Source organism: Nocardia sp. NPDC057668, assembly GCF_042799795.1.
Classification (GTDB): domain Bacteria; phylum Actinomycetota; class Actinomycetes; order Mycobacteriales; family Mycobacteriaceae; genus Nocardia.
The window spans coordinates 267,483-284,684 of the sequence record NZ_JBHVIC010000006.1; the positions used below are offsets into that span (position 1 = coordinate 267,483).

The following is a 17,202-nucleotide window of genomic DNA, read 5'->3' on the forward strand; positions in this document are numbered from 1 at the left end:
GCGCGCAGCCGTGCGCCAAATATTCGAGAGGGGCCATCCGCCGCTAGATTGGTCTTCGTGCCAATGCCCCGGGAAGCAAGCTCAGCCGCAGTCTCCGCGCGGCTGGACGGGCGGCGGACGGGGGCGACATGACGACCGCACGGGATCCGCTGGAAGCGGTCAAGCAGACCATGCGCACACGCTGGCCGCTGTATCTGGCATCGATGCTGGCGGCCAATGCCTTCGGCGCCGTGCTGGTCTGGGCGTTCATCCAGTACGGCCTGCCGGTGCCCGAGGGCGAGACCAGCGCGACCCGCCAGACCGGGCTGCTGGTGCCCGGACTGGTCTTCACCGTCGGCGGATTCCTGAGCCTGACCGCGTCGGCGCTGATGCTGCGCCCGGTCATGCGCTGGCAGATGCGCGGCGGGCCGCCGAGCCGGCAGGAGCAGATGGCGGCGCTGCACGCGCCGCTGCGGCAGGCCATCGTGCACCTGGTGCTGTGGCTGGTGGGCGGCGCGGTGCTGGCCTCGCTGATCATCGTGCGCACCCCGGAGCTGGCGGCGGCGGTGATCGTCACCGAATGTATGGCCGCCACCATCGTTTTCGGCTTCACCTACATGCTGGGCGAGCGCATCCTGCGCCCGGTCGCGGCCGAGGCGCTGACCGCGGGCGTCTTCGACCACACCCTGACCGCCGGTGTCGGCACCCGGATGGCCATGACCTGGGGCATGGGCACGTTCGCGCCGGTGATCGCCATCGTGCTGCTGTGCGTGACGCAGATTTCCGCGCGCGTGCAGTTCTCCGCCCAGTCGCTGGCGGTGTCGATTCTGCTGCTGTGCGGCGTGGTCATCATGCAGGCGCTGGCGCTTTCCATGCTCACCGCGTCGAGTATTTCCGATCCGATTCGGCAGCTCAGCCAGGCCATCGATCGCGTGCAGGAAGGCGCGCGCGACGTTCAGGTGGAAGTTTTCGACGGTTCGGAAATCGGGCTGCTGCAGGTTGGCTTCAACCGAATGATGGGCGAGGCGGCCAAACGCCGGGAACTCCAGGAATTGTTCGGCCGGCATGTCGGTGAGGACGTGGCGCGGCGCGCATTGGAGTACGGCACCGAACTCGGTGGTGAAACCCGATTCGTGGCGGTGTTGTTCGTCGATATGGTCGGTTCCACGGCCACCGCCGCCGAACGCCCGCCGACCGAAGTGGTCAGTCTGCTCAATGAGTTCTTCCGTGTCGTGGTCGATGTGATCGACCGGCATCACGGCCTGATCAATAAATTCATGGGCGATGCCGCGCTCGCCATCTTCGGCGCGCCGCTGGATCGCCCGGACGCGCCGACCGCTGCCCTCGCCGCCGCCCGTGAGCTGCGCGAAGCCCTGCGCGAGGTGCCGGGATTGGATATCGGCATGGGCGTGTCGGCCGGGCTCGCGGTCGCCGGGAATATCGGCGGGGCAAATCGTTTCGAGTACACCGTGATCGGCGATCCGGTGAACGAGGCGTCCCGCCTGACCGAGCTCGCGAAGGACCGTCCCGAGCGCGTCCTGACCTCGAGCAGCGCGCTGTATTTCGCCGATGAGAACGAACAGCGCCATTGGGAAACCGGCGACGAAGTACAGCTTCGCGGCCGGCGGCGAAAAACTCGGCTCGCCTGGCCCCGCTCGAGTAGCGACCTGAGGGGTACAGACGAGGCGGCTACTCGTTCGTTAGGCTGACCCCGTGACGGCCCATGATGAGCTGGCCGGCGATCCTGCGCCGCCCGCGGAGAACTCGCGCCGCGGCAGGTTCTGGTGGGCCAAATGGGTCGTCGGGGCCGCGCTGCTCGCGTTGTTGATTTCCGAAGGCGCATATCTTTATCCGCGCCTAGCCGATTCTTGGAAGAACCTCACCGAAATCCATTGGGGTTGGGTCGCCGCCTGCATCTTCATGCAGGCGGTTTCCATGAGCGGGTACGGCCGCATCCAGAAACAGCTGCTGCACGCGGGCGGCGTCGAGGTGAGCCAGCGCGAATCGGTCTCGGTGGTGTACGGCTCCACCGGTATGGCGCTGACCCTGCCCGCCGGTCAGGTGTTCTCGACCGCCTTCACCTATAGACAGATCCGGCGGTGGGGCGCGAGCCCGATCGTGGCGTCCTGGCAGCTGGTCATGTCGGGCGTGGTCGCGACCGCCGGTCTCACCCTGCTCGGCGTGTTCGGCGCGGTGCTGGTCGGCGACCGCGTCGGCCCGGTGAAGGTGATCGTGTCGCTGGGGGCGGTGGCGGTGCTGATCTGGGCGTTCAACTACGTCTCCAAGCACCCGGGTTCCATCGAATCGCTGCTGCACCGAGTTCTGCACCTGATCAACCGGATTCGGCGCCGGCCGAGCACCGAGGGGTCGGAGAAGATCACCGAGATCCTGGACCAGCTGGAGTCGGTGGATCTGGGCCGCCGGGACGGCGCGCTGGTCACCTGGTGGGCGATCGTGCACCGGATGGCGGACGTGGCCTGCCTCGGCGCGGCGTGTTACGCGGTCGGCGCGGAGCCCAAGCTGGCCGCGCTCATGCTGGTGTTCGCGGCCGGAAAGGCGGTGGGCACCATTCCCTTCGCACCCGGCGGCATCGTCTACGTGGACGCGACCCTCATCTACTCGCTGACCGTCGCGGCGGCGCTGCCCGCCGCGCAGGCGGTGGCGGCCGCGTTCCTGTATCGACTGGTCAGCTTCATTCTGGTGGCGATCGTCGGCTGGATCGTCTTCCTGTTCCTGTACCGCAAGCCGCATGTCGACGACGCGGAGTACGAGAAGGAGTTCGAGCAGCGCCGCACCGGCGCGCCGAACCGTCCCGCGACCGAGCAGTAGACCGCTCGCACCGCCGCATGTCCCTGCGCGAGGGGCCGATGCGGTGCCGATACCCTGTGGCGCGTGAAGAAATTGGTGCCGTTCGTCGTCGATGTGGTGTTCGTGATCGTGTTCTGCGCGATCGGCCGCAGCAGTCACGACGAGGCGGTGCTCACCGGCCTGGCGCGCACCGCGTGGCCGTTTCTCACCGGCTTGCTGCTGGGCTGGGTGATCGCCGTGGCGGTGGCCTCGGGCCGGGAGGGCCTCACCGCGGCACGGCGTTTCGACGGCCGCGCGCTGTGGCCGGCCGGTGTCATCATCTGGATCAGCACCCTGGCGGGCGGGATGGCGCTGCGCGCGGTGAGCGGTCAGGGCACCGCGCTGAGCTTCATGATCGTGGCGACGTGTTTCCTGGCGCTGGTGTTGCTCGGACCGCGGGCGGCGCTGCGGGCGCTGCGCTGAGTTCCGGCGCGCGGCCGACCGCCCGCGTTCCCGCACCGAGCCGGCGTGCCGCGCCGGCCCGGGCGAGCTGTCGCTAGTCGTCCGGGCTCGACAGCGCCTGCATCAGGCGCACCGCCATGCGCCCGGTGGCGTCGGCGCTGTCCACGTCGTCGATATGAATCGCGAAGGCCAGATCGCCCATCGTCGCGATGAGCCAGCCGTTCGCCCCCGCGGTGGCGCTGAAGGCCTGAATGCCCTGGTAGCGACCGAGTCCGGCGAGGTCGGGGGCGCCGGTGCTGTCGCGCAGCATGGTGCGCAGGCGATCGGTGACCCCGCCCGCGAGCGGCTGCAGATCGACCTCGGTGGTGGCCGGGCTGCCGATGGTGATCATGGGCTTGGGCACCTGGCCGTTGGCGATGGCCGCCGCCGCGATGGCCATGCCCCACGGGCTGGCCAGCAGCGAGTCCCCGGCGTTGCCGCGGCCCACGGTCTCGGCGCCGTTCTTGCCCGAGGGCAGCCTGCCGGTGGATTCGTCGAGCCCGGCGACCTTGAAGTCGATCCCGACCCCGAGCATGGTCGCCGCCTCGGCGGCGTCGCTGACCGAAACGTCCTGGGGCGCCTTCTGCTTGGCAATGGCGGCGACGTTCTTGAACACCTCGATCATGCCGCCGACCGGGTACAGGCCGGTGAAGGCCACCGATCCGTGTGCGCTGGCCTGGCTGTTCTGGGCGGCCGCGACCACCGCGCCGCTGGAGGGCTGAATGGCCACGATCGAGGCGGGCGCACCGTAGCTCACCACCGCGTCCTCGGCGGCGCGCTGCAGCCGCTGATCCATGGTGCCGGCGATGTCCGGTCCGGGCGGGCCCTGTTCGCCGGCGAGCTGGGTGACGAACTTGCCGTCCGGTTCGAACAGTTGGACGCCCCAGCCGGCGCGCTCGTCGCGATTGTCCTGCCAGACCTTGCGCAGCGAATCCAGCAGCGGGGACCAGACCCGGCGGTCGGCGGAGATGAGCCGCGGCTGCTTCTCCATGACCACGCCGGGGATGGGGGCCATGCGCGGTTCCAGGATCTCGAAGTCGCCGTCGCGCAGGTTCACCGCCACGATGGCCTTGCCCTGGGAGGACGAGAGCTGCTGCAGCAGCGAATCTCCGGTGATCAGGGGCGCGACCGGTTCGATGGCGGCGGCCAGCGCGTTGGAGGATGCCACGGGGTCGCCGGTCTTGCCGGGATCGAGCTTGATGACGTTGATGGTCTGCTCGGTCATGAGCGGCGCGCCGACGATGTCGTTGACGCGCGGGGACGGCGCGGCGTAGGTGCGCACCAGTTTGACGGTGCGTTTGGCGTCGAGCTGGGGCAGCACCAGGGCGGGATCCCACGAGATGCGCCAGCCGACACTGAGTTTGCGGACGGTGCCCTGCAGGTCGAACTTCCAGTCCTTGTGCTCGCCGAAGTTCCAGGCGCCGGTCATGCTGAAAAGACCGGTGTTGCCGTCGAGTCCGATGAACTGGGTCATCTCGTAGTCGGGTTTGCCCGACTCCAGTCCTTCGAAAACTTGCTTCAACGTTGCCGAGGCACCGTTAGGATAGGACGTGAGGCGCGCGGCGCCGTCATAGTCCTTCTTGTCGAGGAGGGTGCTGAACCGCTCGACGACCGCTTCGGCCCCGGTCGTCCGATCCCGAACAGCACATGACCCCATCGCGATCGCGACACCGGCCGCCACCGCGAGCACGATCGCCCCACGTACTCGGAAGCGGCGGGATCCCCACACATCCATATCGCCCACTCTTCACTCTTGCCACATCAGCAACAGGGACCACGGTACCGCGTCGGGAAAGCTCGCGGTGCCACCTTTCCACCAGGCGTACTCCTATTGAGCACCACCATAGTGCCGATATCGGTCGTTCGGGACCAGTTACATGATCACCGGTCGGTTACGGACCCCGGCGTGTTCCCTCCCGCCCGGACCGTCCAGTCCGCACTGGTGACCGACTCGCGGGCCGCGTCGCGGGACTCGTTCCAACCCCGTTCTCCGAGAGCGCAATCGCATCGTGCGCGGGCGACGTAATGTTGTAATCAGCATTACAACTTCAGGCAGTAAGCGAGAGTGACCGCGATGAAAAACGGACAGCGCGAACGCGAACTCGGCCGTCCCGGGGGCTGGCAGCAGGCCGATCTCCCCGACGCCCTGGACGCCCGGGATTGGTTCGCCGGAAGGTTGCCAACCGAGTGGTTCACCGGTCCTCCGCTCCTCGAGATCGACCGCGACGAGATCGTCGTGATCGGCGAGTTGCCGCTTCCCGTACCCGAATCCACCGATTCCGCCGATCCGCAGGCCCCGCCGGCCGAGGTGCCCCGGGCCACCCGGGAGGGTCTGGTTTCGCGCTTCCGGGAGTCCACCCGGCCCGCCCGCATGCAGATCGCGATGGAAGCGCACGGCCGCTATCGCCGCAGCGTGGCGTGGGGGGTGACGATCGCCGGGGAGCGAATCCTGTTCACCCACCTGTCCGTTCCGGTCATGACGCGCCTGCGCCAGCCCGAACGCAAGGTGCTGGACACCCTGGTCGACGCCGGCGTGGCGCGCTCCCGCTCGGACGCGCTGGCCTGGACGGGCAAGCTGGCGGGCAAGCACGCGGAGGAATGGCTCGAGGAATTGCGCTCGGCCATGCGCCAGGTCGACGACCTGCGCGCGGAAGGCCCGCGCGGACTCTAGGAACCCGGGCGGCGGACGTAGGATTCCAGCCATGGCTCAATCCGCCGGCCCGATCCTGATACTCAACGGCCCGAATCTGAACATGCTCGGCACGCGACAGCCCGAGGTGTACGGCGCCGACACGCTCGACGACGTGGTCGAGCTGTGCCGGGTCACGGCCGAGCGGTTCGACCGGAAGATCGATGCCTTCCAGTCCAATCACGAAGGCGCGCTGATCGACCGGATCCACGCCGCGCGCGGGGTGGTGTCCGGCATCGTCATCAATCCGGGCGGGCTCACCCACACCTCGGTCGCGCTGCGCGATGCCCTGGTGATTCCGGAGGCGCCGATCGTGGAGGTGCACATCAGCAATGTGCACGCGCGCGAGGAGTTCCGGCACCACTCGTTCGTCTCGCCCATCGCCACCGCGGTCATCGCGGGCATGGGCATCCGGGGGTACGCGGCCGCCGTCGAATTCCTCGCCACCCGCTGACTTTTCGCGAAACCCGAGGCCCGGCTCACTGTGAGCCGGGCCTTTTTCGTGCCCTGAACACCCTCGGCATAAATAGCTTGTACCCGTCAAAATGTAGTAGATATGCTACATAGCATCCTGAGATGACTACGGAGGATGCAATGACCCACGGCGGGGACGCGGGAGGCGGCGCGGGCATCGTGCTCGACGTCCAGCAACTGCGTATGCGATACGGCGACCGAGATGTACTGCGGGACGTCACTTTTCAAGCCCGCGCGGGCGAGGTTCTGGTGCTGCTGGGACCGAACGGCGCGGGCAAGACCACCACCATCGAAATTCTCGAGGGCTTCCGCATGCGCTCGGCGGGGCAGGTCAGCGTGCTCGGCGCCGATCCGGCGCACGGCGACGAGGCGTGGCGCGCCCGCGTGGGCGTGGTGCTGCAGTCCTGGCGCGACCACGGCAAGTGGCGTGTGCGCGAGCTGCTCACCTACCTGGGCCTGTTCTACGCGCCCTACTCCACCGGCGACCTGCGCCGGCCCTGGGACGTGGACGAGCTCATCGCCGCGGTCGGCCTCACGGCGCAGGCGAACGCCAAGGCCATGACGCTCTCGGGCGGCCAGCGCCGCCGGCTCGATGTGGCCATCGGCATCGTCGGACGTCCCGAACTGCTGTTCCTGGACGAACCGACGGCGGGCTTTGATCCGCAGGCGCGCAGGGAATTCCACGATCTGGTGCACCGGCTCGCCGACGACGAGCACACCACGATCGTGCTGACCACCCACGATCTGGACGAGGCGGAGAAGCTCGCCGACCGCATCCTGATCCTGGCCGGGGGCCGGATCATCGCGGACGGCTCGGCCGATCAGCTCTCCCGGCGCATCGCCGGCGAGGCCGAGGTGAAGTGGACGCTCGACGGGCAGCGCTTCGTCCACACCACCACCGAGAGCACGGCTTTCGTGCACGAACTGTTCCGCGAGCACGGCGCGGCGATCGAGGAGCTCGAGGTCCGCCGTGCTTCCCTCGAGGACACCTACATGACCCTGGTGCAGCGCTTCGAATCCGGGCGGCAGTCCGATGCCGACGTGCGCACCCTCGAGGAGGTGACCCGATGAACCCCACCGTTGTCGCCGTCCGCGCGGGACTGTGGCGCGGCTGGATCGAACTCCGCCAGAGTTTCAGCAGCGGGCAGGACCTGTTCAGCCAGTTCTTCTGGCCGGTACTGACATTGGGTGCGCTGTTCTTCCTGCGCAACGGCAGTTTCGAGGCCAGCGGACTGACCCTCGGCGCGCTGGCGCTGCCGGGCGTGGTCGGCATGATGATCGCCTTCAACGGCATGTTCGCGATGGCGGGCTATTTGACGATGGATCGCGAGGACGGAACTCTCCTGCGCGCCAAGGCCACTCCGAACGGCATGGTCGGCTATCTGATCGGCAAGATCACCGTGGCCTCGGCGACGGTGCTGATCCAGGTGACGATCATCCTGGGCTTGGGTTCGCTGATCGTCGGCGGCGTGCACCTGGACAGCGCGCGGGCCTGGTTCACGCTGATCTGGGTACTGGCCCTGGGCCTGCTGGCCGTCCTGCCGCTGGGCGCGGCCATCGGATCGCTCTTCGACAACCCGCGCGGCATCGGCTTCCTGTCGTTCCCCATCATGGGTCTCGTGGCGATCTCCGGCATCTTCTATCCGATCACCGCCATGCCCGGCTGGTTGCAGGGTGTGGCGCAGGTGTTCCCCATCTATTGGCTGGGGCTGGGCATGCGCTCGGCCATGCTGCCGGGCGACGCGGCGGCTGTCGAGCTGAGCGAGAGCTGGCGCGGCCTGGAAACCGCGGCCGTGCTGGGCCTGTGGGCGGTTGCCGGATTGGTGCTCGCGCCGATCTTCCTGCGCCGCATGGCTCGTCGCGAATCCGGTTCGAGTGTGGCGGCCCGGCGGGAGAAGGCCATTCAGCGTGGCTACTGAGGTCATCTTCAATCGGATCGCCATGCTGCGCGCCGAACGGGGCGTGTCACGCCGCGAGCTGGCGACGGCACTGGGTGTGCACTATCAGACGATCGGCTATCTCGAACGCGGTGAGTACAGCCCGAGTCTGCATCTGGCGCTGCGGGTTTCGCAGTACTTCGAGGTGCCGGTGGAGGTGGTCTTCTCGACCGCCCCCTTCCCGCGCCTCGGCTCGGAATCCGCCTGATCCGGGCGATCGATTCGGTGACCGAACGACCTTGCCTCGCCGCACCTTCCGGTACGGCGGGGCTACAGGTGGCCGGACGGTGCGCGCGCCGCTGCCGCGGTGTGATCCGCCTGCCGATCTACTTCGCGTCGCGCATGAGCTCGTACGTCGAGACCGCGCGACCGGCCTCCTCGCTGGCGGCAACGGCCTTGCGCCAGAACGCCTGCGCGGCGTGCGAGAGGGTGGCGTCGACGCCGACCTCCTCGCTGGCCTCGATGATGTGCTGCGCGCCGGCGTCCATCATCTTCAGGCTCGCCACCTCGGCCCAGCCGCCGTTCTCGTTGGCGACCGAGAACTCCTGCATGAAGTACGGGTACGCCTCGCTGGAACGGATGGCGTAGGGCACGAACTGGGCGACCGAGTGCCCGGCCTTGCTGATCATGGCCGTCGCCTGGTCGAAGGCCAGCAGCCACGGGTGGAAGGTGGTGAGCAGGCCCTGGTAGAAGACCTGTGCCAGACCGTCGTCCGCGCCCAGGTACTCCTGCGGGCTCAGCGGGCGCAGCAGGTCGGCGTGCGCGTCGAACACCTCGCGGGGACCGCTGTAGAAGATGTACGAGGCCGGGTGCTCGATGTTGTCGCCCGCCGACATGACGCCGCCGGAGATGAACTGCGCGCCGTGCGATCGCACCCACTCCGCACCCTTGCGGGCGTGCTCCGGGGAATCGGAGGAGAGGTTGGCGATCACCTTGCCGGGCAGGTGATCCACGGCCTGGCCCAGGACGTCGTACATGGCGGCGTAGTGGGTGAGGCTCACGACCGAGACCTCGTTGGCATCCAGGGCCTCGGCGACGGTGGCCGCCGCCTTGGCGCCCAGCGCCACCATGGCCTCGACCTTCGCGGTGCTGCGGTTCCACACGGTCACCTCGACCCCGGCCTTCAACAGGGCCCGCACCATCGCCTGTCCCATGGGGCCCAGGCCGATGACGGATACGGAATTGCGCTGCTCAGACATGGTGTGTCCTGTTCGTTCGTCGCTGTAGTGGTGTCGGCGCCGAAATCGATACTGGCCGTGATCGGTAGGCTCGGGAAGACCGCACGTTCGGGTGTGGTTGCTTACCTGCAGGTTCGAAATACGGTCAGGAGCCCCGCCATGAACAACGACGGTGACGCGGATCACGACATCTGCGGCATGTCCGTGGCCATCGACGTGGTCGGCGGCAAATGGAAGATGCATCTGATGTGGGCCCTGGGCGCGGGTCCGCAGCGGTTCGGCGAGTTGCGCCGCCTGCTCGAGGGCGTGAGCGAGAAGGTGCTCGCGGAGAATCTGCGCCAGCTCGAGGCGAGCGGCGTGGTGCACCGCGAGATCTACCCGGAGATCCCGCCGCGCGTGGAGTATTCGCTGACCGAGCTCGGCCACGAGCTGAACGTTGCCCTGCGCTCCCTGGAGGAGTGGGGCGACCGCAATCGCGGCCGGATCCTGGGCCGCCCGCTCAGCGTCGCGGGCTAGGCGGGCGCCCGGGCGGGCCCGCCCGCCGAGCGGTCAGGGCACCTGTACCGCGTGGCGATCAGTACTCGAGTAACACGCGGCGCGACCCTACACTTTCCCTGCGAGCCGAATCGCCATGCGCTGCAATAGATTCGCCGCCCTGCTCATGCAGCGCTCGGGGTCCGGCTCGAACTCGGTCAGCGCGTACGCCTCGGCGAACCCGGCGTCACGAAGCTCTTTCTCACCGAGCAGGATTCGGCCCGCCACGGCGATGACGGGCACCCCCGCGCGACGGGCGGCGGCGGCGACGCCCATGGGGGCCTTGCCGTTCAGGGTCTGGGCGTCGAGGGAGCCTTCGCCGGTGATCACCAGGTCGGCCTCGGCCAGGGCGGCGGGGAAGCCCACCAGTTCCAGGATCAGATCGATACCCGGCCGGGGAATCGCGTCGAGAACCGTCAGGGCCGCGAAGCCGGCGCCGCCTGCCGCGCCCGCACCGGGCTCGTTCGCCCGTTCCGGCCCGAGCAGGGCGGCCCAGTTCGTCAGGGCCGCTTCGAGAATCGGCAGGTCAGTGGCGGTCGCACCCTTCTGGGGCGCGTAGACCGCGACCGCGCCGTGCGGGCCCAGCAGGGGGTTGTCCACGTCGCTGGCGAGCGTGAAGCGGGTATCGGCGAGGGCGGGATGCAGCCCGGCACGGTCGACGCGGGCGGCGTGCGCGAGAGCCGCTCCCCCGGCGGGTATCTCGTTGCCCGCGGCGTCGAGCACGCGCAGGCCGAGGGCTTGCAGCAGGCCCGCCCCGCCGTCGGTGGAGGCGCTGCCGCCCAGGCCGAGCACGATGTCGCGCACGCCGGCGTCGAGCGCGTGCGCGATGACCACGCCCAGGCCGTAGGTGCCCGCGTGCAGCGGATCCGGCTGCGCGCCAGGCAGTTTCACAAGTCCGGTCACCGCGGCGAGTTCGATGACCGCGGTGCCGCCACGCCGCGCGTACGCGGTCTCGCCGGGGACGCCGGTCGGCCCGGGCGCGGTCACCGCGATTCGGTCCCAGCCCGCGGCCAGAAAGGCGTCGACCGTTCCGTCACCGCCGTCGGCGATGGGCAGCTGCCGGACCTCGATGTCCAGGTGCGCGCGGCGGATTCCCACGGCGAGTGCCGCCGCCACCTCGGCGGCGGTCAGCGAACCCTTGAATTTGTCCGGGGCGAGAATGACCCGGCGGGCACGGGTGGGCGTCACCAGAACAGTGTTGTCCATTGCCGCCCATCCGGCACGACCACGGCGCGCCCTATTCACGACACGCCGGGGGCGCGGAACCGGGAACGGACAAATAGCCGCTGGCCCCCGGGCTATTTTCGATATATGCCGAGTGAGCCGAATGCGCCGATCGAGGTCCGCAAGAATGCCGAGCTCGATCGTTTCGAGCTGTATGTCGATGGCTACCTGGCCGGGGTGGCGGCCTATCAGGACACGGCCAACGAGCGCGCCTTCGTGCACACCGAGATCTATCCCCAATTCGAGGGCCAGGGCTACGGCCGCAAACTCGTGCAGGGCGCGCTCGACCAGACCCGGGCCGCGGGCTTCGGCATCCTCCCGCTGTGCCCGATGGTGCACCATTTCGTCGAGTCACGCCCGGAATACCTGGCCCTGGTCCCGCGGTGGTCGCGGGAACGGCTGAACCTGCCCCAGCAGTAAGCCGCCGCACACTCGCCCGCGACGCCGATCGGGGCACCGCGGGCGGAGTTCACACCACCGCGAAAGTCCTCAGTACGCCTTGACCGCGCCGTCCAGCGCGGTCTGGAGTTCGTCGCGCACCACGCGGGTGATCTCGGCGGGCTTGCTGGGCAACCCGTCGACCGGCAGCCCGAAATAGAAGCTGGCCGACTTGGCCTCCTCCTTCGTCGGCTCCACCTTCGGATCCAGCCGCGGCCCGTAGCTCAGCCCGAGGCTGACCAGCACCGGGTCGGCGCCGAGCCGCTTGGCGCGGAAGCCGATGTGCCCGATACCCGTTCCGACCTGCTGCACCTGGGTGGGGTCCACGTTGTTGCAGGTGCCCTCGGGGAAGACCGCAACCCCGTCCCCGCGCGCGAGGCGCTCGGCGCAGATGTCGATCATGCGCTGACCGGCGGCGTTGACCGCGCGCAAGCCGTGGTCCTTGCCCCGGAAGACCGGAATGCCGCCCATCATGTCGATGCGGGCGCGCAGTTTCGGCTCCTCGAACAGTTCGTCCTTGGCCAGCACCCGCGTGCGCCCGATGGCGGGCCGTAGCGCGCTGCGCCAGGCCGCCGCGGCCACGGTGTACGGATCCAGCTGCGACAGGTGGTTGATCGCGATCAGCAGCGGCCGCCGCTGAGAGATCAACTCCCGCAGCCGGTCCCGCGCACCCGCCGCGTACGAGATGCGCGGACGGTAGCGCCGCCCCAGCATCCAGTAGGCCCCCCTGGCCTGGAGCAGATTCTGCTGATGGTCGCGATAGAAGTCGTAGACCGCATCGCTGTTCTCGAGGACAACCTCGGGCCGTTCCATGGCCTCACCCTAGCCACCGAATCCCGAACGCGCCGGGGCGAGTGTCCACGCGGGCCCGCCGGCCGGGCCGGCGGCGCAATTGCGCGGTTCCGAAATTAGCCGGCGCAATTGTGGTGCCGCGGTGGAATGATGGCGGGGTGGCACGCGCAGAAGAACATGGCGACAGTTCTAGACGCGAATTCCGGCATGAGGAACAGGTCGTGCGCCCGGGGACGCTATTGGTGTCCGCGACCGACCTCACGGAACCGGCATTCCGACGCACCGTCGTGTATATCGTCGAGCACAATGAGGCGGGCAGTCGGGGAGTAATCCTCAACCGGCCCAGCGAGACCCCGGTCGCGGAAGTCCTACCGGATTGGAGCGGTCTCGCGGCCGATCCGGACACCCTCTACCGCGGCGGCCCGGTGCAGCGCGATTCCGCCCTGTGCCTTGCCACCCTGAAGGTCGGGACCACCATCGCGGGCCTGCCGGGCCTGCGGCGGGTGGACGGTCGGGTGGCACTGGTGAATCTGGATTCGGATCCCGAACGCATAGCGCCCCTCATCGAGGGTCTGCGGATCTTCGCGGGCTATGCGGGCTGGACATTCGGCCAGTTGGAAGGCGAATTGGATCGGGGCGATTGGATCGTGCTCTCGGCGCTGCCGAGCGATCCGCTCGCGGGCCGGGTCGACCTGTGGGGCCGGGTGCTGCGCCGCCAGCCGCTGCCGCTCTCGCTACTGGCCACCCATCCGGTCGACTCGCCGCGCACCCGATCGAACTGAACCGCGGCCGGCACCGTGGTTCGGATGTGGACAGCAGAGACAGTGGTATCCGCCGACTGAATCGGTGAGGTCATGGGCACTGTGCCGGGCACACCAGACCGGCGACCGGACTCCCGGCCGCCGAGCCCGCTCGCCCCTGCCCCCGACCGGCCGGACGACGCCGAGGCCCTGCTGCGGGCGCTGTACGACGAGCACGCGGCGCCGCTGTGGCGGTTCACCTTCGGGCTGGTGGGCGATCCGGGCCGGGCGGAGGACATCGTCCAGGAGACCCTGCTACGCGCCTGGCAGCGCCCGGCGATCCTGGATCAGTCCGTCACCTCCGCCCGCGCCTGGCTGTTCACCGTGGCCCGGCATCTCGCCGTGGACGAACACCGGTCCGCGCGCAACCGGCGCGAACTGCGCACCGATCATCCGCCGGAGCGGAGCACGCCCGATCACTGCGACCGCGCCCTGGACGGCTGGCTGGTCGCCGACGCGCTCGCGCGGCTGACCGCCGATCACCGCGATGTCATCGTGCGGGCCTACTACCGGGGACTGTCCACCCATCAGATCGCCGCCGAGCTGGACATTCCCGAGGGCACGGTGAAGTCCCGTATGCACTATGGGATGCGGGCGCTACGACTGGCGTTCCAGGAGATGGGGGTGACGAGATGACCGCGGGACACGAACTCTGCGAGGGATACCCGACCTGGGACGGGGCCTACGTGCTCGGCGCCCTCGCCCGGGCCGAACGCCGTGAGTACGAGGACCATCTGATCGCCTGCGCGCCCTGCCGGTCGGCGGTGGCCGAACTGGCCGGGCTGCCGGGCCTGCTCACACTGGTGGAAACCGATACGGCGATATCGCTTGCGGCCCAGCCGGATCCGCAGGACGCGCCGCCACCGCCCGGACGATTGCTGCCCGGTCTGGCCGAACGCGCCGTCCGCGCGCGCCGGCGGCGGCGGCGATGGGCGGCGGGCGGCGCGATCGCGGCCGCCGCCGCGGCGGCGTGCGTCGCCATTCCGGTGACGGCCGCGGTGGTGGAGAACCAGCGCCCGGCGATATCGCGGGTGGTCGCCGAGGGCCCGCTGCGGGCGCAGGCCGAGACCCCGATCACCGCGACCTTCAAGGTGCTGCTGGTGAACGGGCAGACGCGGGTGGACATGTGGTGCGACTACCCGCCGGCCGACAGCGTCTACGCCTGGCAGCTGTCGCTGTGGGTGGTGCGCCACGACGGCACGCAATCCAAGCTGGCGGAGTGGACGGCGACCCCGGGCCGGGTCTTCACCCCGGACGGCACCACCTCCGCCGAGCCGGGGCAGTTGCGCACCGTCGAGGTGCGCGACGGGTACGGGAAAGTGCTACTGGCAGCGAGTATTTGACCGTTCCGGGCGGACATCGCCCATGGACCGGAACTCGCGCGGGATCGCGACGGGCGGACCGGAACGCACGAAGGCGGCGCACCCCGGTTCGGGGTGCGCCGTCATCGCGACGTGCGGGTGCGGACCAAGCGACGTGCCTAGTCGGCGCGACGGCGGAACAGCGAAGTGGACCAGCAGAATCCGAGTACCGCGATACCGGTGCACCAGGCCAGCGCCATGATGCCGTTGTTGCCGATCTCGGTGCCCATGAGCAGCCCGCGCAGGGTCTCGGTGATCGGCGTGAAGGGCTGGTATTCCGCGAAGTGCCGGACACCGGCGGGCATCGTGTCCGTAGGCACGAGACCGCTGCCGAGGAAGGGCAGCAGCAGGATCGGCATCGGCATGTTGCTGGCGCTCTCCGGCGTCTGGGCGACCAGGCCGAAGGCGACGCCGAGCCAGTTCAGCGCGAAGAACACCAGGCCGATGAGGCCGATCGCGGCCAGCCACTCCACCGGGCTCGCGGACGGCCGGAAGCCGGCCAGCACCGCGACGCCGGTCATGGCCGCCACCCCGAGCATGCCCTGGATCCAGCTGCCCACGACCTGGCCGGTCAGGATCGACGACTGCGAGATATGCATGGTGCGAAAGCGATTCACGATGCCCTTGGTCACATCCGTGCACATGGAGACCGCGACGCCGGCGATCATGTACGCCGGAATGATGAGCATCATGCCCGGTGTCAGGTAGTCGATGTACCTGCCGGTGGACGCGCCCAGCGCGCCGCCGAAGACGTAGTTGAACACCAGCAGCAGCACGATGGGCATCAGGATCATGCTGAAGGTCATCGCCGGGTAGCGCTTGGCGTGCACCATGTTCCGGCGCAGCATGGTCTTGGAATCGACGTAGGCGGTGGCCAGGGCGCTCATCGCGCGTTCTCCTTGCTGGTGGTGTGTTCGCCGGTGAGAGCGAGGAAGACGTCGTCCAGGTCGGGGGTGTGCACCGACAGCCCCGCGGGTTCGATGCGCGCGGCGTCGAGGCGGTCGATCACCTCGCGCACCGAGCGCACGCCGCCGTCGCTGGGGACGGCCAGCGTCAGCTCGCCGTTGACCTGCGCGGTGTTGCCCAGAACCTGTGCGGCGCCGGTCAATTGATCGCGATCGGTGAAGTCGAGGCGGATGTAGCCGCCGGGCACCAGGCGTTTGAGTTGATCGGCGGTGCCCTCGGCGACCAGCCGGCCCCGGTGCAGCACCGCGATGCGATCCGCCAGTTGATCGGCTTCCTCCAGGTACTGGGTGGTCAGGAAGATGGTCACCCCGCCCCGGACCAGTTCCCGGATGATGTCCCACATGGCGCGGCGGCTGCGCGGATCCAGGCCGACCGTCGGCTCGTCCAGGAAGATGACGCTCGGGCCGCCGACCAGGGTCATGGCCAGATCCAGGCGGCGGGTCATACCGCCGGAGTAGCTGCCCGCGGTCTTGTCCGCGGCGTCGGTCAGATCGAACTTCGCGAGCAGCTCGTCGGCCAGGTGGCGGCTCTCGGAGCGCGGAAGGTGCCGCAGATCCCCCATGAGCAGCAGGTTTTCGCGTCCGGTGAGCAGTTCGTCGACCGCGGAGAACTGTCCGGTCACCCCGATCACCGAGCGCACCCGGTCCGGTCTCGTGGCCAGGTCGTGCCCGCCGACCTCGACGTCGCCGCCGTCGGCGCGCAGCAGGGTGGACAGGATCTGCACGGTGGTTGTCTTGCCGGCGCCGTTGGGCCCGAGCAGGGCGAAGATGCTGCCCGGTTCGACGCGGAAGTCGATGCGGTCGAGCACTATCTGCTCGCCGAAGGATTTGCACAGGCCGGTGACGGTTATCGCGGCCGGGTGCTGATCGTGGTTCATTGTTCCCCTCGGATCAATGGATACGCATGAATGCATGAGTTGGCTGAGCCGTGACCGCCGAGGCTGCGATCAAAGCGATGAGCTGTTCAGTTGTGCGAGAGCGGGTTTCGCCTCGGGTGTGCGATCAGATGTCGAGCACTTCGACGTTCGGATGTTCGGCGGCGTCGACCAGCCGGGCGTAGAGCCGGTTGGGGATCAGCTTCTCGAGTTCGCGCAGTTCGTCCACGACCACGAGTTCGTAATCACCCCAGTCCTGTTCGCCGACGCCGAGCAGGCGGCGCCACTGCTTCCAATCCTTGAGAATGTTGGTGTCGGTGGGGAATTCGCTCCAGTTGGAGAAATGACTGTGCACCGCGTACGCGCCCTTGCGGGTGCGGTACACGCGGATGTCCTCGACGCGCTTGTCGGTGACCTGGTGCCATTCGGTGAGCAGGGTGGCCGAGAAGCGGACCTGCCGCACCCCGTCCTTGCCGAGCTTGAGAACCACTTCGTCGTAGCCCTCGAGCCGGCCCTCCTCGAGTTCGATGAACCGGCGCAGTGCCGTCACGATCGCGCCCGACAGATTGCCCCCGACCAGTTCCTGCGCACGCGTGAACAGCTTGAGGTCCTCATCGGATACGTAGATCGTCTTGTTCGGCATGAGCCAACTATACGTAGACGTATAC

General features: G+C 68.7%; 20 protein-coding genes. 13 read left to right on the plus strand and 7 right to left on the minus strand.

Annotated elements, in window-relative coordinates; translation table 11 throughout:
* Positions 1-170 precede the first annotated feature (170 nt).
* From ACFVBH_RS31830 to ACFVBH_RS31840, 3 genes are all read left to right on the plus strand, one after another.
* Positions 171-1,688 (plus strand): adenylate/guanylate cyclase domain-containing protein, encoded by a 1,518-nt coding sequence (locus tag ACFVBH_RS31830; protein ID WP_354989912.1) that lies wholly within the window; start codon positions 171-173, stop codon positions 1,686-1,688.
* A gap of 4 nt (positions 1,689-1,692) precedes the next feature.
* Positions 1,693-2,808 (plus strand): YbhN family protein, encoded by a 1,116-nt coding sequence (locus ACFVBH_RS31835; RefSeq protein WP_354989895.1) that lies wholly within the window; start codon positions 1,693-1,695, stop codon positions 2,806-2,808.
* A gap of 63 nt (positions 2,809-2,871) precedes the next feature.
* Positions 2,872-3,249: a DUF3054 domain-containing protein gene (locus ACFVBH_RS31840; RefSeq protein ID WP_354989896.1), complete on the plus strand. Its 378-nt coding sequence runs from the start codon at positions 2,872-2,874 to the stop codon at positions 3,247-3,249.
* Between the two features lie 73 nt (positions 3,250-3,322).
* On the opposite strand, the gene ACFVBH_RS31845 is transcribed toward ACFVBH_RS31840, so the two are convergent.
* Entirely contained in the window at positions 3,323-5,002 is a 1,680-nt protein-coding gene (locus ACFVBH_RS31845; protein ID WP_354989913.1) for an NTF2-like N-terminal transpeptidase domain-containing protein, read from the minus strand.
* Positions 5,003-5,341: 339 nt separating this feature from the next.
* Here ACFVBH_RS31845 and ACFVBH_RS31850 point away from each other — a divergent pair, with 339 nt between their 5' ends.
* The 5 genes from ACFVBH_RS31850 to ACFVBH_RS31870 all read left to right on the plus strand — a co-directional run bounded on the left by ACFVBH_RS31850 (position 5,342) and on the right by ACFVBH_RS31870 (position 8,575).
* Entirely contained in the window at positions 5,342-5,938 is a 597-nt protein-coding gene (locus tag ACFVBH_RS31850; RefSeq protein WP_379007350.1) for a hypothetical protein, read from the plus strand.
* A 31-nt stretch (positions 5,939-5,969) separates the two neighbouring features.
* The gene (aroQ, locus tag ACFVBH_RS31855; protein ID WP_379007352.1) at positions 5,970-6,410 is read left to right on the plus strand and encodes a type II 3-dehydroquinate dehydratase; all 441 of its coding nucleotides are present in this window, start codon (positions 5,970-5,972) and stop codon (positions 6,408-6,410) included.
* 122 nt (positions 6,411-6,532) lie between these two features.
* Positions 6,533-7,501: an ABC transporter ATP-binding protein gene (locus tag ACFVBH_RS31860; RefSeq protein ID WP_379007355.1), complete on the plus strand. Its 969-nt coding sequence runs from the start codon at positions 6,533-6,535 to the stop codon at positions 7,499-7,501.
* Positions 7,498-8,349, plus strand: a complete 852-nt coding sequence (locus tag ACFVBH_RS31865; RefSeq protein ID WP_354989900.1) for an ABC transporter permease — start codon at positions 7,498-7,500, stop codon at positions 8,347-8,349. The genes ACFVBH_RS31860 and ACFVBH_RS31865 overlap by 4 nt, the downstream gene beginning before the upstream one ends.
* A complete protein-coding gene (locus ACFVBH_RS31870; protein WP_354989901.1) occupies positions 8,339-8,575 on the plus strand; it encodes a helix-turn-helix transcriptional regulator in 237 nt (78 codons plus the stop codon). The genes ACFVBH_RS31865 and ACFVBH_RS31870 overlap by 11 nt, the downstream gene beginning before the upstream one ends.
* A gap of 118 nt (positions 8,576-8,693) precedes the next feature.
* Here ACFVBH_RS31870 and ACFVBH_RS31875 read toward each other — a convergent pair whose 3' ends face one another.
* Positions 8,694-9,566: an NAD(P)-dependent oxidoreductase gene (locus tag ACFVBH_RS31875; RefSeq protein WP_379007359.1), complete on the minus strand. Its 873-nt coding sequence runs from the start codon at positions 9,564-9,566 to the stop codon at positions 8,694-8,696.
* 138 nt (positions 9,567-9,704) lie between these two features.
* On the opposite strand from ACFVBH_RS31875, the gene ACFVBH_RS31880 reads away from it, so the two are divergent.
* Positions 9,705-10,061, plus strand: coding sequence for a helix-turn-helix domain-containing protein (locus tag ACFVBH_RS31880; protein ID WP_354989903.1), 357 nt, complete (start codon positions 9,705-9,707; stop codon positions 10,059-10,061).
* Between the two features lie 87 nt (positions 10,062-10,148).
* Here ACFVBH_RS31880 and ACFVBH_RS31885 read toward each other — a convergent pair whose 3' ends face one another.
* A complete protein-coding gene (locus tag ACFVBH_RS31885; RefSeq protein ID WP_379007362.1) occupies positions 10,149-11,285 on the minus strand; it encodes a glycerate kinase in 1,137 nt (378 codons plus the stop codon).
* A 105-nt stretch (positions 11,286-11,390) separates the two neighbouring features.
* Here ACFVBH_RS31885 and ACFVBH_RS31890 point away from each other — a divergent pair, with 105 nt between their 5' ends.
* Positions 11,391-11,723 (plus strand): GNAT family N-acetyltransferase, encoded by a 333-nt coding sequence (locus tag ACFVBH_RS31890; protein ID WP_354989905.1) that lies wholly within the window; start codon positions 11,391-11,393, stop codon positions 11,721-11,723.
* 69 nt (positions 11,724-11,792) lie between these two features.
* Here the strand turns inward: ACFVBH_RS31890 and ACFVBH_RS31895 are convergent, their stop codons facing one another.
* Positions 11,793-12,554: a lysophospholipid acyltransferase family protein gene (locus tag ACFVBH_RS31895; RefSeq protein ID WP_354989906.1), complete on the minus strand. Its 762-nt coding sequence runs from the start codon at positions 12,552-12,554 to the stop codon at positions 11,793-11,795.
* A gap of 137 nt (positions 12,555-12,691) precedes the next feature.
* On the opposite strand from ACFVBH_RS31895, the gene ACFVBH_RS31900 reads away from it, so the two are divergent.
* From ACFVBH_RS31900 to ACFVBH_RS31910, 3 genes are all read left to right on the plus strand, one after another.
* The gene (locus ACFVBH_RS31900; RefSeq protein WP_379007366.1) at positions 12,692-13,315 is read left to right on the plus strand and encodes a YqgE/AlgH family protein; all 624 of its coding nucleotides are present in this window, start codon (positions 12,692-12,694) and stop codon (positions 13,313-13,315) included.
* A gap of 72 nt (positions 13,316-13,387) precedes the next feature.
* On the plus strand, positions 13,388-13,969 hold the full coding sequence (locus tag ACFVBH_RS31905; protein ID WP_354989908.1) for a sigma-70 family RNA polymerase sigma factor: 582 nt from the start codon (positions 13,388-13,390) through the stop codon (positions 13,967-13,969).
* Positions 13,966-14,676: an anti-sigma factor family protein gene (locus ACFVBH_RS31910; protein ID WP_379007369.1), complete on the plus strand. Its 711-nt coding sequence runs from the start codon at positions 13,966-13,968 to the stop codon at positions 14,674-14,676. The genes ACFVBH_RS31905 and ACFVBH_RS31910 overlap by 4 nt, the downstream gene beginning before the upstream one ends.
* Before the next feature lie 137 nt (positions 14,677-14,813).
* On the opposite strand, the gene ACFVBH_RS31915 is transcribed toward ACFVBH_RS31910, so the two are convergent.
* The 3 genes from ACFVBH_RS31915 to ACFVBH_RS31925 form a co-directional block, all read right to left on the minus strand.
* Positions 14,814-15,581 (minus strand): ABC transporter permease, encoded by a 768-nt coding sequence (locus ACFVBH_RS31915; protein WP_379007372.1) that lies wholly within the window; start codon positions 15,579-15,581, stop codon positions 14,814-14,816.
* Complete coding sequence (locus tag ACFVBH_RS31920) at positions 15,578-16,537, minus strand: ATP-binding cassette domain-containing protein (protein WP_379007374.1); 960 nt, start codon at positions 16,535-16,537, stop codon at positions 15,578-15,580. Before ACFVBH_RS31920 ends, ACFVBH_RS31915 begins: the two co-directional genes overlap by 4 nt.
* 124 nt (positions 16,538-16,661) lie before the next feature.
* Entirely contained in the window at positions 16,662-17,177 is a 516-nt protein-coding gene (locus ACFVBH_RS31925; protein ID WP_354989104.1) for an EXLDI protein, read from the minus strand.
* Positions 17,178-17,202: the final 25 nt, after the last annotated feature.

What these genes read in the sequence shown, in the direction of transcription:
- ACFVBH_RS31830 (WP_354989912.1), top strand. Translation starts at nt 171, where the DNA reads ATGCGCACACGCTGGCCGCTGTATCTGGCATCGATGCTGGCGGCCAAT.
- ACFVBH_RS31845 (WP_354989913.1), bottom strand. Translation starts at nt 5,002, where the DNA reads ATGGATGTGTGGGGATCCCGCCGCTTCCGAGTACGTGGGGCGATCGTG.
- ACFVBH_RS31850 (WP_379007350.1), top strand. Translation starts at nt 5,342, where the DNA reads ATGAAAAACGGACAGCGCGAACGCGAACTCGGCCGTCCCGGGGGCTGG.
- aroQ (WP_379007352.1), top strand. Translation starts at nt 5,970, where the DNA reads ATGGCTCAATCCGCCGGCCCGATCCTGATACTCAACGGCCCGAATCTG.
- ACFVBH_RS31860 (WP_379007355.1), top strand. Translation starts at nt 6,533, where the DNA reads ATGACTACGGAGGATGCAATGACCCACGGCGGGGACGCGGGAGGCGGC.
- ACFVBH_RS31865 (WP_354989900.1), top strand. Translation starts at nt 7,498, where the DNA reads ATGAACCCCACCGTTGTCGCCGTCCGCGCGGGACTGTGGCGCGGCTGG.
- ACFVBH_RS31875 (WP_379007359.1), bottom strand. Translation starts at nt 9,566, where the DNA reads ATGTCTGAGCAGCGCAATTCCGTATCCGTCATCGGCCTGGGCCCCATG.
- ACFVBH_RS31880 (WP_354989903.1), top strand. Translation starts at nt 9,705, where the DNA reads ATGAACAACGACGGTGACGCGGATCACGACATCTGCGGCATGTCCGTG.
- ACFVBH_RS31885 (WP_379007362.1), bottom strand. Translation starts at nt 11,285, where the DNA reads ATGGACAACACTGTTCTGGTGACGCCCACCCGTGCCCGCCGGGTCATT.
- ACFVBH_RS31890 (WP_354989905.1), top strand. Translation starts at nt 11,391, where the DNA reads ATGCCGAGTGAGCCGAATGCGCCGATCGAGGTCCGCAAGAATGCCGAG.
- ACFVBH_RS31895 (WP_354989906.1), bottom strand. Translation starts at nt 12,554, where the DNA reads ATGGAACGGCCCGAGGTTGTCCTCGAGAACAGCGATGCGGTCTACGAC.
- ACFVBH_RS31905 (WP_354989908.1), top strand. Translation starts at nt 13,388, where the DNA reads ATGGGCACTGTGCCGGGCACACCAGACCGGCGACCGGACTCCCGGCCG.
- ACFVBH_RS31910 (WP_379007369.1), top strand. Translation starts at nt 13,966, where the DNA reads ATGACCGCGGGACACGAACTCTGCGAGGGATACCCGACCTGGGACGGG.
- ACFVBH_RS31915 (WP_379007372.1), bottom strand. Translation starts at nt 15,581, where the DNA reads ATGAGCGCCCTGGCCACCGCCTACGTCGATTCCAAGACCATGCTGCGC.
- ACFVBH_RS31920 (WP_379007374.1), bottom strand. Translation starts at nt 16,537, where the DNA reads ATGAACCACGATCAGCACCCGGCCGCGATAACCGTCACCGGCCTGTGC.
- ACFVBH_RS31925 (WP_354989104.1), bottom strand. Translation starts at nt 17,177, where the DNA reads ATGCCGAACAAGACGATCTACGTATCCGATGAGGACCTCAAGCTGTTC.